Origin of the sequence: Serratia sp. Ag1 (assembly GCF_000743355.1) — a bacterium.
GTDB lineage: Bacteria > Pseudomonadota > Gammaproteobacteria > Enterobacterales > Enterobacteriaceae > Chania.
Window position 1 is genome coordinate 1 of record NZ_JQEI01000059.1, and the last position, 16,443, is coordinate 16,443.

21 protein-coding genes are annotated in these 16,443 nt (G+C 55.8%); 10 read left to right on the plus strand and 11 right to left on the minus strand.

Annotated features, from left to right (window positions below; translation table 11 throughout):
• The 6 genes from IV04_RS23245 to fliR all read left to right on the plus strand — a co-directional run.
• Positions 1–432: FliM/FliN family flagellar motor switch protein (locus IV04_RS23245; RefSeq protein ID WP_037441564.1), on the plus strand; the 432-nt coding region annotated here is incomplete at its 5' end.
• Positions 419–835, plus strand: a complete 417-nt coding sequence (gene fliN, locus IV04_RS23250) for a flagellar motor switch protein FliN (protein ID WP_037401399.1) — start codon at positions 419–421, stop codon at positions 833–835. The genes IV04_RS23245 and fliN, both read left to right, overlap by 14 nt.
• A complete protein-coding gene (gene fliO / locus IV04_RS23255; RefSeq protein ID WP_037401396.1) occupies positions 835–1,236 on the plus strand; it encodes a flagellar biosynthetic protein FliO in 402 nt (133 codons plus the stop codon). Before fliN ends, fliO begins: the two co-directional genes overlap by 1 nt.
• Positions 1,233–1,967 (plus strand): flagellar type III secretion system pore protein FliP, encoded by a 735-nt coding sequence (gene fliP / locus IV04_RS23260; RefSeq protein ID WP_037401394.1) that lies wholly within the window; start codon positions 1,233–1,235, stop codon positions 1,965–1,967. The genes fliO and fliP overlap by 4 nt, the downstream gene beginning before the upstream one ends.
• Positions 1,968–2,426: 459 nt before the next feature.
• On the plus strand, positions 2,427–2,696 hold the full coding sequence (fliQ, locus tag IV04_RS23265; protein WP_037401391.1) for a flagellar biosynthesis protein FliQ: 270 nt from the start codon (positions 2,427–2,429) through the stop codon (positions 2,694–2,696).
• Positions 2,697–2,698: 2 nt separating this feature from the next.
• Positions 2,699–3,481 (plus strand): flagellar biosynthetic protein FliR, encoded by a 783-nt coding sequence (gene fliR / locus IV04_RS23270; RefSeq protein WP_037401390.1) that lies wholly within the window; start codon positions 2,699–2,701, stop codon positions 3,479–3,481.
• A gap of 60 nt (positions 3,482–3,541) precedes the next feature.
• On the opposite strand, the gene flgL is transcribed toward fliR, so the two are convergent.
• From flgL to flgB, 11 genes are all read right to left on the minus strand, one after another.
• The gene (flgL, locus tag IV04_RS23275; protein ID WP_037401388.1) at positions 3,542–4,504 is read right to left on the minus strand and encodes a flagellar hook-associated protein FlgL; all 963 of its coding nucleotides are present in this window, start codon (positions 4,502–4,504) and stop codon (positions 3,542–3,544) included.
• Between the two features lie 16 nt (positions 4,505–4,520).
• Positions 4,521–6,173: a flagellar hook-associated protein FlgK gene (gene flgK, locus IV04_RS23280; RefSeq protein ID WP_037401385.1), complete on the minus strand. Its 1,653-nt coding sequence runs from the start codon at positions 6,171–6,173 to the stop codon at positions 4,521–4,523.
• A gap of 122 nt (positions 6,174–6,295) precedes the next feature.
• Entirely contained in the window at positions 6,296–7,222 is a 927-nt protein-coding gene (gene flgJ, locus IV04_RS23285; protein WP_037401383.1) for a flagellar assembly peptidoglycan hydrolase FlgJ, read from the minus strand.
• Entirely contained in the window at positions 7,222–8,322 is a 1,101-nt protein-coding gene (locus tag IV04_RS23290) for a flagellar basal body P-ring protein FlgI (RefSeq protein WP_037401381.1), read from the minus strand. Before IV04_RS23290 ends, flgJ begins: the two co-directional genes overlap by 1 nt.
• A gap of 36 nt (positions 8,323–8,358) precedes the next feature.
• The gene (gene flgH, locus IV04_RS23295) at positions 8,359–9,048 is read right to left on the minus strand and encodes a flagellar basal body L-ring protein FlgH (RefSeq protein WP_037401513.1); all 690 of its coding nucleotides are present in this window, start codon (positions 9,046–9,048) and stop codon (positions 8,359–8,361) included.
• Positions 9,049–9,095: 47 nt separating this feature from the next.
• Positions 9,096–9,878: a flagellar basal-body rod protein FlgG gene (gene flgG, locus IV04_RS23300; protein ID WP_037401378.1), complete on the minus strand. Its 783-nt coding sequence runs from the start codon at positions 9,876–9,878 to the stop codon at positions 9,096–9,098.
• 17 nt (positions 9,879–9,895) lie between these two features.
• Positions 9,896–10,651: a flagellar basal body rod protein FlgF gene (locus IV04_RS23305; protein ID WP_037401375.1), complete on the minus strand. Its 756-nt coding sequence runs from the start codon at positions 10,649–10,651 to the stop codon at positions 9,896–9,898.
• Positions 10,652–10,663: 12 nt separating this feature from the next.
• Complete coding sequence (gene flgE / locus IV04_RS23310) at positions 10,664–11,902, minus strand: flagellar hook protein FlgE (protein WP_037401372.1); 1,239 nt, start codon at positions 11,900–11,902, stop codon at positions 10,664–10,666.
• Positions 11,903–11,966: 64 nt separating this feature from the next.
• Positions 11,967–12,662 (minus strand): flagellar hook assembly protein FlgD, encoded by a 696-nt coding sequence (gene flgD / locus IV04_RS23315; protein WP_037401370.1) that lies wholly within the window; start codon positions 12,660–12,662, stop codon positions 11,967–11,969.
• Between the two features lie 12 nt (positions 12,663–12,674).
• A complete protein-coding gene (gene flgC / locus IV04_RS23320) occupies positions 12,675–13,079 on the minus strand; it encodes a flagellar basal body rod protein FlgC (protein ID WP_037401367.1) in 405 nt (134 codons plus the stop codon).
• Between the two features lie 5 nt (positions 13,080–13,084).
• The gene (gene flgB, locus IV04_RS23325) at positions 13,085–13,492 is read right to left on the minus strand and encodes a flagellar basal body rod protein FlgB (protein ID WP_037401365.1); all 408 of its coding nucleotides are present in this window, start codon (positions 13,490–13,492) and stop codon (positions 13,085–13,087) included.
• Positions 13,493–13,650: 158 nt separating this feature from the next.
• On the opposite strand from flgB, the gene flgA reads away from it, so the two are divergent.
• The 4 genes from flgA (at position 13,651) to benD (ending at position 16,391) form a co-directional block, all read left to right on the plus strand.
• Positions 13,651–14,319 (plus strand): flagellar basal body P-ring formation chaperone FlgA, encoded by a 669-nt coding sequence (gene flgA, locus IV04_RS23330; RefSeq protein WP_037401362.1) that lies wholly within the window; start codon positions 13,651–13,653, stop codon positions 14,317–14,319.
• Between the two features lie 364 nt (positions 14,320–14,683).
• Positions 14,684–15,007, plus strand: a complete 324-nt coding sequence (gene flgM, locus IV04_RS23335; protein ID WP_037401359.1) for a flagellar biosynthesis anti-sigma factor FlgM — start codon at positions 14,684–14,686, stop codon at positions 15,005–15,007.
• Positions 15,007–15,447, plus strand: a complete 441-nt coding sequence (locus IV04_RS23340; protein WP_037401357.1) for a flagella synthesis protein FlgN — start codon at positions 15,007–15,009, stop codon at positions 15,445–15,447. Before flgM ends, IV04_RS23340 begins: the two co-directional genes overlap by 1 nt.
• Before the next feature lie 161 nt (positions 15,448–15,608).
• Positions 15,609–16,391, plus strand: coding sequence for a benzoate diol dehydrogenase BenD (gene benD / locus IV04_RS23345; RefSeq protein ID WP_037401355.1), 783 nt, complete (start codon positions 15,609–15,611; stop codon positions 16,389–16,391).
• Positions 16,392–16,443: the final 52 nt, after the last annotated feature.

Sequence of the window (16,443 nt, forward strand, 5' to 3'; positions counted from 1 at the left end):
GTATTACTGATCCACTACACTACGCCGTTCCAGGTGGAGATCGGTGCGTTGAGCGGTGATTTCAATATCTGCATCCCGTTTTCCATGATCGAACCGCTGCGGGAACTGTTGACCAACCCGCCAGTGGAGAACTCCCGCCAGGAAGACAGTCACTGGCGGGAAACGCTGGTCAAACAGGTTCAGCACTCGGAACTGGAACTGATTGCCAACTTTGTTGACATCCCTTTGCGCCTGTCAAAAGTGCTGAAGCTGCAACCGGGGGATGTGTTGCCGATTGATAAACCGGAGCGCCTGATCGCCCACGTCGATGGCGTGCCGGTCTTAACCAGCCAGTACGGCACTCTGAATGGGCAATACGCCTTGCGAGTTGAACATCTGATCAACCCTATTTTACCTGCTCTGAGTGAGGAACAGCCCAATGAGCGATCCTAAGCAACCGTCTGGCGAACAGCCGGGATCCGTAGACGATCTGTGGGCTGAGGCATTTAACGAACAACAAGCCGCAGAACCCGCTACGGCAACCACCGAAGGCGTGTTCAAATCGCTGGAAGCGGCAGAAGAACCCGGTAACCGGCAGGATATCGATCTGATCCTGGATATCCCGGTCAAACTGACCGTGGAGTTGGGGCGCACCAAAATGACCATCAAAGAGCTGTTGCGTCTGTCGCAGGGTTCCGTGGTGGCGCTGGACGGTCTGGCGGGTGAGCCGCTGGATATCCTGATCAACGGTTACCTGATCGCTCAAGGCGAAGTGGTGGTGGTGGCCGATAAGTTCGGCGTGCGCATCACCGACATCATCACCCCTGCCGAGCGCATGCGCCGCCTGAGCCGCTGATGAACACTCATGCCACAGTCCCCACTCAGAGCACTCAGCAACCACCCGTCGCTGTGTTGCCTGCCAGTTCAACGCTGATGCAGGTCAGCAGCGCACTCGGCGCGATCCTGCTGCTGATTGTGCTGGCTGGCTGGTTGTTCCGCTGCCTGGGGTTTGCACCTCAGGCCCACAGCAACAGGTTGCTCAACCTGAAAGCCAGTTGTCAGGTTGGCCAACGTGAACGGGTTGTCGTGGTTGAGGTTGATAATACCTGGCTGGTACTGGGAGTAACCGCCCAGCAAATCACTCTGCTGCATACCCTGCCCGCTCCGCCACCAGACGGCACCGCAGCAGAAACGCCCCCGGCAGATTTCCGCCAGATCATGCACCAGGTGCTGAGACGCACGGGGAAACCGCGATGAATCCACTCATGCTGTTTACCGCCGCTCTGCTGTTGCTCAGCCCAGCCGCGTTGGCCCAATTGCCCGGTCTGATCAGCCAGCCGCTGGCCAACGGTGGCCAAAGCTGGTCCTTGCCAGTGCAAACGCTGGTCTTACTGACCTCGCTCAGCTTCCTGCCTGCCATGCTGCTACTGATGACCAGCTTTACCCGGATCATTATCGTGCTGGGCCTGCTGCGTAACGCGTTGGGTACCCCTACGGCACCGCCGAATCAGGTGATGTTGGGGCTGGCGCTGTTTTTAACGTTCTTCATCATGTCGCCGGTATTTGACAAGGTGTATCAGGAGGCTTATCTGCCCTTTAGTCAGGATAAGATCGGCATGGAGCAGGCGTTCGAACAAGGCTCACAACCGCTGCGCGAGTTTATGTTGCGCCAGACGCGGGAAACCGATCTGGCGCTGTACGCTAAACTCGCCAACCTGCCGCCACTGGCCGGGCCAGAGGCGGTGCCGATGCGCATTCTGCTGCCTGCCTATGTCACCAGCGAACTGAAGACCGCCTTCCAGATCGGTTTTACCGTATTTATTCCGTTTCTGATTATCGATCTGGTGGTCGCCAGCGTGCTGATGGCACTTGGGATGATGATGGTGCCCCCCGCGACGATCTCACTGCCGTTCAAGCTGATGCTGTTTGTGCTGGTCGATGGCTGGCAATTACTGCTTGGCTCGCTGGCGCAGAGTTTTTATGGCTAACGTTGGGGCATTATCTCAGTTAAATGAAGAACTGCAGCATTCTGCCGTAGATGCGAAAAGTGTTCTCTCGGTGAGCAATGCCAAGGTTGCCCGATGCTCACAGATTCAGGTGTTGACGTTGCGCGCATCATGGCCTGCTGAGCAAGACACTGTTGCCAGGGGCAACCGGCCATGGAGGGCCGGTTGAGGCGATATGAACAGGGACATGAATTGAGCCGACCCGTCCGGCAACGGTGACGCAGCGAAGACACCCGCGTAGCGGGCAGGCCATGTTAAGCGTTGGCGCGGGTGCAGGGCCCCGCCTTGGGCCCTGCAATTGCCGTTCACTGTCGTTTCATAGAGTTGCGCTCTGTTTGCGGCAATTCCCATTACACCGGCCGTGCATATAAGAGACAACTCCTGTGAGAAAGAATCCTAACTAAACAGCATTTAAGATCGAATACACATTGGAGCACCACGATGACACCTGAATCCGTTATGGCACTCGGCACCGAGGCAATGAAGGTAGCGCTGGCGCTGGCAGCCCCACTGCTGCTGGCAGCGTTGATCAGCGGCCTGGTGGTCAGCCTGCTGCAAGCCGCCACGCAGATTAACGAAATGACGCTGTCTTTTATTCCCAAAATCCTGGCGGTCGTTGCCACTATCATCATCGCCGGGCCGTGGATGCTCAACCTGTTGCTGGACTACATGCGCCTGCTGTTCAGCAACCTGCCAAACCTGATTGGCTAACCATGCTCACCTTCGACAGCGCACAACTTGGCGTCTGGCTCAGCCAATATTTCTGGCCGCTGCTGCGCGTGCTGGCGCTGATTGCCACCGCACCGTTATTCAGTGAAAAACAGATCGGTAAACGGGTAAAAATCGGCCTTGGCGGGCTGATCGTGTTGCTGATCGCCCCAACGTTGCCCAACAGCCACACGCCAATTTTCTCCATCATCGGCCTGTGGCTGGCGGTGCAACAAGTGCTGATTGGCGTGGCACTTGGGCTGGCGATGCAGTTTGCTTTTGCCGCTGTGCGTTTGGCCGGAGAGGTGATCGGCATGCAGATGGGGCTGTCGTTCGCCACCTTCTTCGATCCCGCTGGTGGCCCCAATACGTCGGTTCTAGCGCGTTTGCTGAATCTGCTGGCAATCCTGCTGTTTCTGAGTTTTGACGGGCATTTAGGGTTAATCGCCCTGTTGGCAGAGAGTTTTCACACCTTGCCGATCCAGGCTCAGCCACTCAACGCTCACGGCTTTCTGGCGCTGGCACAGATGGGTTCGCTGATCTTTATTAACGGTATGATGCTGGCACTGCCGTTGATCTGCCTGCTACTGGTGCTGAATCTGGCGCTCGGCCTGCTCAACCGTGTCACACCGCAGCTTTCAGTATTTGTGATTGGCTTTCCGATCACCATGATGATTGGCATTCTTACCATTGGCATGATGATGCCGCTGCTGGCACCGTTCTGTGAACGTCTGTTTGGCGAGTTTTTCGAGCGGTTAGCTCAGGTGATCGGCGGGATGATGTCATAAAAAAGAGTACGGCACCGGGGTGAGTAGGAAAAAGTGCCGTACCAAAACGAAAATTACCGTTTAACGTTTGATCTGAAACAGCGACATCCCTTGCATATCACCGAAGGTCTTATATGAAGCCTGCAACGCTGCCTGTTGCATGTAGTAATTCGAGATAGACTCCACCACATCGGCATCAACCAGCGCACTCAGTTGCCCTTGCTGATAGGTGTGACTTTCAACACCAATATTGTCCAGCACATCCAGTTCCTGCAATTGTGTCCCCAGCACCGCACTGGTGCTCAGCACATTGTTGTAAGTGTTATCCAAACCACGCGAAGCCTTATCCAACGCTGCCGTTACCCGCGTCCGGGTAGCCTCATCGGCCCCCTGCAACGGGGTTTTCAGGGCCTCAAGTGCCATATCGATACTTTTAAACACGTTGGCTTCGGAAGGACTACCGTCCGGTTCTGGTTTGATATTGCGGGTTAATGCCATAAAGATCCCACTACCGCTATGGCCGATGATCATAGTGCGGTTGGCATCCACCTTTTGCTCAATGGCTGAATGGCTCCCCTGATAAACCACCGTGCCGCTCTGCTCGGCAAACGGCGGCTGATCGTTGGCATAGCCAGCAAAAATGTAGCGACTATTGCCATCGGTGCTGTTCGCCTGGCTGAGCAATTGGTCTTTTAACCCTTGCAAACGCGTAGCGAGCGAATCCCGATCGTTGTCGCTGAGCGTGCCGTCTCCGGCATTAACGATCAGCGCTTTCATGTCTTTGATGCCGTTTGCCGCACTGCGCAGCACGGTTTCTTCCAACGAGATATTCTCACGGGCAAACGTCCGTGCCAGCGCATATTGGCTATTTTCTGATATCGCCTGGGAGAGCATCACCGCCTGTGAGGCCGCCAGCGGATCGTCCGCAGGCGAAATAACACGCTTCCCGCTGGTGAGCTGTTGCCCAGCCTGCATCCACAACGACTGATTATGCGTGACCCCCGACAAATTCTGCTGGTAGATCATGCTGGTGCTCATGCGCATAAAAGGCTCCTCAACATCAACGAATATTCAGCAAGGCATCGAACATAGCCGTAGCGGTCTGAATCACCTGCGCATTAGCCAGGTAATATTGTTGGAAACGCAGCAATTCACCGTATTCCTCATCCAGATTAACCCCAGAAATCGACTGTTGCTGAACCTCCAGTTGCTTGACGATCTGGTTCTGCGCAGTATTGTTAACCTTAGCCGTCGCGGTCTGGTTACCCACGTTACTCACCAGCCCGGCATAGGCACCGCTCAATGTCGCTTTGCCCTCCACCAACGTTTGTGTTTGCAGATCAAGCAGCTTCTTGGCGTTATCGTTATCCCCCTTGCCGCTGTTTGCTGCTCCCGCTGCCGCCAATTGCGCCGAATCACCTAGCGCTACCTGCAGGCTGCCCGCAATGTCACTGACCGGTTTGAGGATAAAGCTGTCATGCTTTTGCGCCTGCCCTGCAACACCAATCTGTAAGCCATCAAAGCTTAATATCGGCTTGCCGTCGCTGCTGGTTGCCATCACCGCCGCCACTTTGGTGTTGTCGGCAAGGCGCGTCACTTGCCAATCGCTGCCGTCGAACTCCAGCCGATAATCGCTGGCTTGCACTTTGCGGGTGTCGGTAAAGGCCACTGACAAAGAAGCGTCTCCGCTATTGCGCGAATTATTGATAGCGCGGCCCCCCGAGAAGCGAAAGAAATCCTCGCCCGAGTCGCCATTAAGATCAAAGCCCTGCTGATGCTGCTGGTTAAAACTGTCCGCCAGAGCTAATGCCAACTGCCCCAACTGGTTGCGGGCGCTATCCAGTGATTCACTGCGGAATTTCAGCACTCCGCTGACGCTGCCATTGGCGATCTGGCCTTCAGGAATCTCGCTAAAGCCGTTGCCGTGGAGGTAGCCCAGCGTTAAACGGGCCGAATCCTGACCCGAAGGCACTGCGGCAACCTGATACGCAGAGTTACCCTGCACCAGCGTCAGGCCACTGGCAAAAGTCACTGTATAAGCATCACCATCCTGCTGGGTTATCTGCACACCGACAATTTTATTCAGCTCAGTGACCATCTGATCCCGCTGATCCAACAGCGCATTCGGTTCACCACCACCGCTGCTGGCACGTAACTGGGTGATTTCGTCATTCAGCCTGGCGATCTGCTGGCTGTAATTATTGATTTGTGTGGCACTGTCGCTCAGTTGCTGATTAACCCCCGCCGCCATATCGCGCAGGTATTTGTCCGCATTGTTGAACTGATTCACCAAGCCGTTGGCTTTGCCCAGCACAGTCTGGCGCGCGGCATCGTCCCCGGCATTGCTGACCAGGTTCTGCAGATTTTTGAAAAAGTCCTCCATGCTGGTCGCTAACGTATTGGTTTTGTTCGCCAGCAGATTATCGATCTGAGAGATCTTGTCAAAATAGCTGTTCTGAGCCGCAGCCTGACTTTGCGCGCCCCGCAGTTGCGTCGTGATGAACTGGTTATATTCCCGCCTAACGCCGGTCACGCTCACTCCGTTACCGATAAAACCGTTTAGGGTACCAAGGCCAGCATTTTGCGTCAGGATCGCCGTCTGGCGGTGATAACCCGCTACGTTGTAGCTGGCGATATTGTTACTGACGGTGCTGAGCGCCACCTGCGCCGCATTCAGGCCACTCATTGCAGTATTAATGACGCCGTTGGACATGGAGGTTCCTTACGCTGTGGCCGCGAGATTCGATGATTCTGCTGAACACCGCAGTTCAGCCTGTATAGGTTATCGGCGTTAAAGGGGGAAACTTGAGGGAAAATTGGGTTTTGTTCCACACCTCAAAACAACTCATCCCACTCCTGACCATAAGCCTTCGCCACCTGTTCACCTGCGCTTTTCATCTGCGAAATGACATTCACCAGCTTCCTGGCATAGTGCGGATCGGTGGCATAACCGGCCTGTTGCAGCGCGTGTGCCGCCTGTTCCGGGCTGCGCGCTGCGGCAACCTGGGCATAGCGTGGATTACTGGTCAGCAATTTGACGTAGTCGCCAATCGCTTCCACATAGGAACTGTAAACGCGGAAACGGGCTTTGATCTTCTTTGCCGCCCCTTGTTCAAATTCGGTGGTGGTAATTTCCGTCACCGGCCCATCCCAACGACTACCCGCTTTGATACCAAACAGGTTGTAACTCGGTGAACCATCTGCGGTAGGGATTTCGCGCTTGCCCCAGCCCGACTCCAGCGCTGCCTGCGCCACGATCAACTGATGCGGGATCCCACTCTGCAGGCTGGCAATTCTCGCTGGCCCCGACAAACGCGCGACAAAATTGCCATTGCCAAGCGGCTCTGTAGCCGCCGTTGGCGCTGGCGTCAGTGCCCTGCGCACTATCTGCCCCAACGCCCGAAGCGGTAACCTTTGCAACACCGCATTATCCAACAGCATCGGCACGGTACCTGCCGCTTCGCTCGGTTCACTGTTCGCGGCAGCAAGCTGTTTAGCCATCATGTCTGCCAGCCCTAACCCTTTCTGCGACATCTGCTGGGCAATTTGCTGATCGTACATCGCAGTGTACAAACGGGTTTGATCGCTGCTCAACACGCCATCCTGTGGCAAGGCGGCTCGCATGCTTTTCAGCATCATCTGCACAAACATGCCCTCAACCTGCTGGGCGACCTGCTTCAGGTTGCCCTGTGGATCGGCGGCAGCATCGCGCTTCAACCCGTTCAATGCCTGAGCTTCGTAGGCGGCTCCCGCTATCGCCATCAGATAATCTCCAACTTGGCCCGCAAACAACCCGCACTCTGCATCGCCTGCAAAATCGACATCAAATCGATCGGCGTAGCACCCAGCGTGTTCAAGGCACGAATCACGTTATTCAGGTTGGCGCTGGCGTTCACTTTCTGCAACGCGCCGCCCTGCTGTTGCAGCGCGATCTGGGTTGTCGGCGTCACCACCGTTTGCCCACCACCCAACGGTGTGTCCGGCTGGCTGACAATTTCCTGACGATCGACCACCACCGATAAGTTACCCTGAGCCACCGCACAGGAATCCAGCACCACATCGCGATTCATCACCACCGAACCGGTGCGGGAATTGATGATCACCTTGGCATCCATCGCCGTTATATTGATGCTGATATTCTGGATATCCGCCAGAAAACGTACCTGTGAACTGTTGCCACGCGGCACCAGCACCTGCACGGTGCGCGAATCCAGCGGCGATGCCGTGCCACCGCCGCGCTGGCGGTTAATAGCGTCGCTGATCTGCTGCGCCAGCGTGAAATCATCATCATTCAGTTGCAATATGATCGCGCCGTCCTGACCAAAGGTGGTGGGCAGTTCACGCTCAATAATCGCCCCGTTGCTGATGCGGCCCCCCGCCAGTTGGTTGACCTGCACGCTGCTACCCCCCGCCGCCGCACCGGCACCGCCCACCAGCACGTTGCCCTGGGCTAACGCGTAAACCTGATTATCCACGCCTTTTAGCGGTGTCATCAGCAAAGTGCCACCACGCAGGCTTTTGGCGTTACCCATTGAGGACACCACCACGTCGATATTCTGGCCCGCACGGGAGAACGGCGGCAGCTTGGCGGTGACCATCACCGCCGCGACGTTTTTCAACTGCATGTTGGTACCGGGCGGTACGGTAATCCCCAGTTGCGACAACATGTTGCTCATGCTTTGGGTAGTGAATGGGGTTTGCATGGTCTGATCGCCGGAACCGTCTAGCCCGACCACCAGCCCGTAACCGATCAGGGCGTTGTCGCGTACCCCTTGCACCTTCACCAAATCACGGATGCGTTCGGCATAAGCAGGTAACGTCAGTGCGCTTATCAGCAGCACCATGATAAGTTTCTTTAACATCGTGACCTCGCAAAGGCGGTTGCCGCAGGCGGTAGTTCAAAACGGTGAAATATTCAGGAAGAAACGCTGTAACCAGCCCATGGTCTGCGCTTCATTAATGTAACCGTTGCCGAAATATTCAATGCGGGCATCAGCCACCTGTGTCGACGTCACCGCGTTATTGCCGCTAATGGTGCGCGGATTAACCACGCCAGAAAACCGAATAAACTCAGTCCCCTGATTGATAGCGATCTGCTTTTCTCCCACCACGTGCAGGTTGCCGTTGGCCAACACCCGATCGACGGTGACAGTGATGGTGCCGCTAAAGGTGTTGTTAGCGTTGGCCCCGCCTTTACCGCCGAAGGTGCTGTCGCCGGAAATATCCATATCGGCCCGCGCATTGCCCAACAGCCCTTCGAGATAACGCGGTGAAGTCGCAACGCCGAACGTGCTCGCTCCGTTACGGCTGGCATTGGCTGACGAGCTCTTGCTGGCGCTGACGTTTTCCTGCAACACAATGGTCAGGGTGTCACCGATATTGCGTGGACGACGATCTTCAAACAGTGGTTGATAGCCGTAGTTCATCGGCTGTGCCGCCTGAAAAATCGAACCGTTCGGCATCGGTGCAGTTGCCGGTGCCGGTTGTGCCGTAGTCTCACCGGCCACCAGCGGTGTACGCGGAATATAGGCGCAGCCGCTGAGCACCAGCAACACACTGGCCCACAGGAGGCGCTTCCTTTGCCACAACCAACCAACCGTTGAATCGCTGCTTATCACGGCGTCGCCCCTAGCCATTACAGTTGCGTCAGTTTTTGTAGCATCTGATCGGACGTCGCGACCGCTTTGCTGTTGATTTCATAGGCACGTTGGGTCTGGATCATGCTGACCAACTCTTCCGCCACGTTAACGTTAGAGGTTTCCACATAGCCCTGATACAGCAGACCGGCACCGTTCAGGCCGGGAGTGCTCTCATTCGGCGCACCGGAACTTTCGGTTTCCTGATACAGGTTTTCGCCCACGCTCTCCAGGCCACTGTCGTTAATAAAGGTGGTCAGGGTCAGTTGCCCCACTTGCTGAGCGGCGCTTTGCCCCTGCTGGGTGACACTGACTATCCCGTCGCGACCAACGGTGATGCTCAGAGCATTGGCAGGAATGGTGATCGCCGGTTGCACCTGAAAGCCGCTGGCCGTCACCAGTTGGCCATTCTGGTCGATCTGGAACGAACCGTCGCGGGTATACGCCTGACTGCCGTCTGGTAACATAACCTGGAAGAATCCCTGCCCCTTGATGGCCACGTCTTTGCTGTTATTGGTTTGCGACAGGTTCCCCTGGCTGTGGATGCGTTCGGTGGCCACCGGGCGCACGCCGGTGCCAATCTGCAAACCAGAGGGTAACGTGGTCTGTTCCGAAGACTGCGCCCCCGGCTGGCGCATGGTCTGGTACAACAGATCTTCAAACACCGCACGCTGGCGCTTAAAACCGTTGGTGCTGACGTTAGCCAGATTGTTGGCGATCACGTTCATATTGGTCTGTTGCGCGTCCAGACCGGTTTTGGCAATCCATAACGATGGGATCATCGCTGACTCCTCTGCACTTAACTCATTGACAGCAAGGCGTTGGCACGCTGTGCGTTTTCATCCACGCTATGGATGACTTTCATTTGCATTTCGAACCGGCGGGCGTTGGCGATCATATCTACCATGGTTTCCATCGGCTTGACGTTGCTACCTTCCAGCACCCCCGGCATCACCCGCACCTGCGGATCGTTTTGCAGCGTATTGCCACGTTGCTGCTGAGCGCTGGCAGTCAGGTGGAACAAACCATCGTCACCGCGCACCACGTCACGCATTTCGGCTTTTACCCGTTTCAGGCGGCCAATTTGCGCCACGGTATTCGGCGGATCGCCCGGGTTGAGCGCCGAAATAGTACCGTCGGCTGCAATGGTGAGCTGTGCCTGGGGTGGCGCTGCGATAGGGCCACCATCCCCCATCAGCGGCTGGCCCTGCACCGTCAGTTGCCCGGAGGATGAGATCTGAATGCTGCCATTGCGGCTGTAGGCTTCGCTGCCATCTGGCAGGCTAACGGCCAGAAAACCATCCTGTTGCAGCGCTACGTCCAGCGGCCTGCTGGTGTAATTCAGCGGCCCTTGGCTGGTGTCAGCCCCCGGCGTGGAGGCGGTCACCAAAGTACGCGTCTGCAGGCTCGGCCCATCAATCGGTACCGCCCGCAACGCCGTCAGTTGCGCACGAAAGCCCGGTGTAGCCGCATTGGCCAGATTATTGGCCGTCACCGATTGTTGTTCCAGCGTTTGGCGGGCGGCCCCCATGGCGGTATAAATCGCGTGATCCATAATTCCGTCCTGTTAGCGCAAGCTGACTAACGTTTGCAAAATCGAGTCCTGGGTTTTAATGGTCTGCGCGTTCGACTGGTAGTTACGCTGCGCGACAATCATGTTCACCAGTTCCTGGCTGAGATCGACATTGGAGGATTCCAATGCACCGCTGGTGAGCGTGCCGAACCCACCGCCGCCAGCCACCCCCACGCGCGGCTGGCCGGAAGGGCCGGTGGCTTTCCACAGGTTGTCCCCCTGCGATGCCAACCCTTCCGGGTTAGAGAAGTTGGTCAGTACAATCTGCCCCAGTAGTTGGGTCTGCTGGTTGGAATACACCCCGACCAGAGTGCCATCTTTGTTGATCTCAAAGCCTTTGTATTCACCGGTAGCGTAACCATCCTGAGATAACTTACTGACAGAGTCGCTGCCCACGTTCTGTTGCAGGCTGCTGGCAAAGTTCAGGTTGAAAGTTTGTGCCGGAGCACCGTCTTTCGCCGACATCGGCACCACCAGGTTGAATGGCATGGCGCTAGGGTTGCCCGCCGCATCCCGCGTATCGGTTAGAACACCGCTGGTGTTGAAATTCAGGCTGCCCGCTTTCCCTGCGGGGGAACCGGCCACGCTGCCATCCTGGCTGTAAACATCCCACTGGTTATCCGCCGTTTTAACAAAGTAGGCGTTGATATTGTGGGCATTGCCCAGTGAGTCATAAGTGGTAATAGTGTTGACGTAATTGAACGAGTCGGTTTGGTTCGGCGCAAACGGCGTTGTTGGCGGCACCTGATGGGTGGATCTGAGGTTGACGACCATGTTGCCGGATGCCGTCGGCCTGGCCTGCATCATCCCCTCCGAGACGTTCAGCGGCACCGGCTCGGCCCCCTGCTGGATGGTTGCTGGCGTACCGCTGGCCGGGTAACCCGTCAGGTTGAGGCCCTGCATATTGGTAATATTACGGTTCTCATCCATTTTGAACTGACCGTTGCGAGTGTAGAAGACGCCGCCGTCAGCATCCTGCATACGGAAAAAACCATTCTGGCTGATGGCGATATCCAGTGAACGGTTGGTGTTGGTGGTCATACCGCCTTTGAAGTTCTGAATGACCCCCGCCACTTTTACCCCCAACCCAACCTGTGAATCGGCAAACATATCTGCAAAGGCAACGCTGCCGGATTTGAAGCCGAAAGTTGCGGAGTTGGCAATGTTATTGCCGATCACATCCAGGTTGGTCGCTGCCGCGTTCAACCCGCTGACTGCTTGAGAAAAAGCCATGTTATTCTCCGAAAATAAAATGTTTGCAGAATTGGCTTAGCAGTCCATTGCCGACATAGAATGTTCACTCCGTTGCGAATTTGGATAAGATCAGGCGTACATCGTCCAATGCCGCGCTCCCTGCCATACCCAGATCCAGTTTTGCGTCATCCGCATCGCGCGTAACACCATTAACCATGGCAAAACGCAGCGGTTGCGCGACTCGTTGTTCATTGCCATTTTTAGCGTTGATCGCCAAGCTGTAAGCTCCATCCGGAGCATTAGTGCCATCTTCCAGCGAACCATCCCAGCTAAACGAATGCACGCCTGCGTTCAGCCCGCCAAGCTCAATGGTGCGTACCACTTTGCCTGTGACGTCGCTGATGGTGGCGGCCACCGCATCAGCACTGCGTTCCAGTTCAACACCAAAAGGCGTGGTGCTCACTTTACCCCCCTGGTTGCCCACCAGGATCTCTTTCCCCGGTACCATCACACCGTGCCCAATCAGCGCACTGGCCTGGATCGACTGGTTGCTGCCAATCTGGCCGGAGATCGCCCCAAGCGTCGTATTGAGCTTTTCAATCCCGCTGACGGTATTGATTTGCGCCAGTTGTGTGGTCAGTTCGTTATTCTGCATCGGGTTGGTCGGATCCTGATTTTTCAGTTGCGCCACCAGCAACGTCAGAAAATTATTGTGCAAGTCTGTGCTGGTGCTGTTACGACCATTGGCCCCAGCGATGGTGTTATCCATGGATTCATGGGTAGTTGCGGTAATCGCCATGGCAAACTCCGGTTACTGACCCAGTGTCAAGGTTTTTATCATCATGGATTTGGTGGTGTTCAACACCTCGACGTTGGCTTGATAGCTGCGTGAAGCGGCAATGGTATTGACCATTTCCCCCACCACATCAACGTTGGGCATGCGCACATAGCCTTTGGCGTCTGCCAGTGGGTTGCCGGGTTGAAATACCAGGCGATCGGGGGCGGGATCGTCCATCAGTTGCGCCACCTGGACGCCGCCGAACGCTTGCCCTGCGGTTGCCGCCACCTGAAACACAACCTGTTTGGCCCGATACGGCTGGCCGTCTGGGCCGGTCACGCTATCAGCGTTCGCCATATTGCTGGCGCTAACGTTCATACGTTGAGACTGCGCCGACAGCGCCGAACCGGAAATATCAAAAATACTCAGCAGTGACATGTGTGTTATCCCCCTTGCAGCACCGACATCATGCCCTTGATCTGCCCACTCATCAGCGTGAGGTCAGTCTGATATTTCAGGCTGTTATCGGCAAAATGAGTCCGCTCACGATCCATATCCACCGTATTGCCGTCGAGCGCTGGCTGATCTGGCACGCGGAACAGCAGATCGAGCGACGGGGGTTGGATGTTTTGCGCTGGCAGATGGCGGGCTGACGTCAGGTTCAGCGCCATGTCGCTAGAGCGCCCCTGAGCCATTACTTGGCTTAGCTGACTGGCAAAATCGATATCGCGCGCCTGATAGCCCGGTGTATCGGCGTTAGCAATGTTGGCGGACAGAATTTCCTGCCGCCGAGCGCGTAAGTTCAGCGCCTCTTGACCAAAGCGCAGCGCGGCGTCCAGTTTGTCGAGCATGCTTTCCTCACGAGATGAATGTCTGGAGCTGACAGCATAAGCATCTCTATCGCCCATTCATCGCAGGAATAAGGGCTAAATACACGGTTATTTGTTTGTTTAATGAGCGAGAGCTACGGGTACACTGCTGTGCATCGTTACCGCATTTGAAGGTGAAAATGAAAGGTAAGTCGCCGGGCATTCGCGCCACGCTGTTCACCGCTCTACTGTTTTGCCATAGCGTGCAGGCGGAAGATTTAGCGGCGCAAATTGACCGTTTTATCAAGGTGCAATTAACTGGCAGTGCCGCTGAGCTGAAAGTGCAGGTGCGCACTCCGGTTAGCCAATGGCCGCAATGTGATACCCCACAGCTTGCGCTGTCGCAGACTGGCCGACGGTGGGGCAATATCAGCGTTTCTGTACGCTGCGGTGAAACACGGCGATTTCTCCAGGTTCAGGTGCAGGCGTTTGGGCCTTATCTGGTTGCTACGCATGGGATCGGGGCTGGCAGTAAACTGACCGCCGCAGATCTCAGGCTGAAAAACGGGCGGTTAGATACCTTGCCGCCGCGCACGCTGACGCAAGTCCGGCAGGCGCTTGGGGCCATCAGTCTGCGTAATATCAGCCCTGGGCAGCCACTGAATCTGGCAATGTTGAGGCGCGATTGGGTGATCAAGGCGGGGCAAACGGTACACGTCATCGCTTTGGGGAACGGGTTTAATGTCCGTAGCGCAGGTAAGGCGATGAATAATGCCGCGTCAGAAGATGGCGTGCGGGTGCGGCTGCTCTCTGGGCAGATCGTCAGCGGCATTGCCAACCATGACGGCACGATAAGGATTGCGTTATAAAAATTTAAAGATCTGCCGCAGCGTGCCGATAAGAAATTATGCAATATTTTCGCGCCTCTCCTCTATACCCAAAATAATTCGAGTTGCTTGTAGGCGGCAACTGAATGAATCCCCAGGAGCTTACTCAAGTAAGTGACTGGGGTGAGTGACAAATCTGCGAAAGCAGATTTGAACGCTGCTTGCAGCGGCCCCGAAGGGGCGAGGCCCTGTCTGGGCCGAGTAACGCAGCCAACACCCAAGCAACTTGAAGTATGAAGGGTATATAAGGGGCACCAGGGTTAATATCCGTCCTTACCCGCTCAGTCTTCGCTGGCCTGCAGGTAACCTATTAATAAACCACTAGTGGTATAAATGGAGATTGAACATGAGTATCGACCGCACTCAGCGCTTACAACCCGTCCCTGCGGTGCAAGCGCGGGAAACGAGCGCTGAGAACACGTTGCAAGCGCGTAAAAGCGGGCGGCAGGAACCTACTGCCAGCGGTACGCAGGTTAAGCTGAGCGACGCGCAGGCCCGGCTGATGCAACCGGGCACACAGGATATTGATATGAGCCGGGTAGAAGCCATTAAGCAGGCGATTCTCAGCGGTGAATTGAAAATGGATGCCGGTAAAATTGCCGATGCGCTACTACAAGATATGCAGAATGATGCGCAATGGCTGCCCAACGATAGCCAACAGGAATCATGATGGAAGACCTACCCCAACTGTTGGATAAATTGCTGGAAACGCTGCATGCCTTAGGAACGGTGCTGGCACAAGAGCATGCCTTGTTGTGTGCGGATACGCTGGCCGGGGTGGCATTGCAACCTGTTACCGACATCAAAAGCCAACTGTTGGTTACGATCAATGAACTGGAGAAACAGCGGCTAGCAGCGGAGCAACTCCACGGGCTACAAGCCCCTTATGCTCACCATCCACACCTGGCCGCCTGCTGGGAAAACGTGCAGCAACTGGGCCAACAACTGCGTGAGCAGAATCAGCACAACGGGTTGCTGCTCAAGCAACATATTGAGCATAACGCGCAAGCATTGGCGGTGTTAAGCCAACAACACTCCCCGCTCTATGGCCCCGACGGCCAGGCTCGCTCCGGCAATCTGCCTGGAAGCGTTCGCCACATTGCCAAGTGAACCCCCTCGCCGAAGATACGCAGCAAAGCGAATTACCAATACCTTTAAAGCATAATTTTGACACTTAAATAGTCTTGGGAAAGGCATGCACCAGTTGGTATATACCCATAAATGCAGATTTTTCGATTAAGCTATTAAGCTCAATAGCATAGGGAACCGATATGCACGCAGCCCGTTTTGCAAGCAAAGTGATGGTCATTACCGGTGCAGCACAAGGCATAGGCAAAGCGGTTGCCGAGCAGGCCGCTCGCGAGGGAGCGCAGTTAGCGTTGATTGACCGTGCGCCGTACCTCCACGAACTGGCCGCCACCTTGAGCGAACAGGGTTGCGAAGTGCTGACCATCGCTGCCGATCTGGAAAACTGGGCCGAGACCAGCAACGCGATGAGCAACGTGCAGGCACACTTTGGCAGCCTGGATATCCTGATCAATAACGTCGGTGGCACTATTTGGGCCCGGCCATTTGCCGAATATAGCCCAGAACAGATCGCCGCAGAGATACAGCGCTCGCTATTCCCTACCTTGTGGGGTTGCCGAGCGGCGCTACCCTATATGCTGGCACAGCGGCATGGGGTAATCGTCAATGTTTCTTCAGTGGCGACACGCGGCGTAAACCGGGTACCGTATTCGGCGGCAAAGGGTGGGGTTAATGCGCTCACACAATCCTTGGCTTTTGAGTATGCCCAAGCAGGCATCCGAATCAATGCCACGGCTCCGGGCGGCACCGAAGCCCCACCGCGCCTGACACCGCGCAACCACGAGACGCCAACACTGCAAGAGGAAAACTGGTACCAGCAGGTTGTCGATCAAACCATCAACACCAGCCTGATGCATCGCTATGGCACGGTAAATGAACAGGCCAGCGCCATTTTATTCCTCGCCAGCGACGAAGCCAGTTATATCAACGGTACTATCCTGCCAGTGGCTGGGGGCGATCTGGGCTGAGAACGGGTGCCCTTTACTGGCGATCATTCATACTAGGGTGTGTCCCGTAATT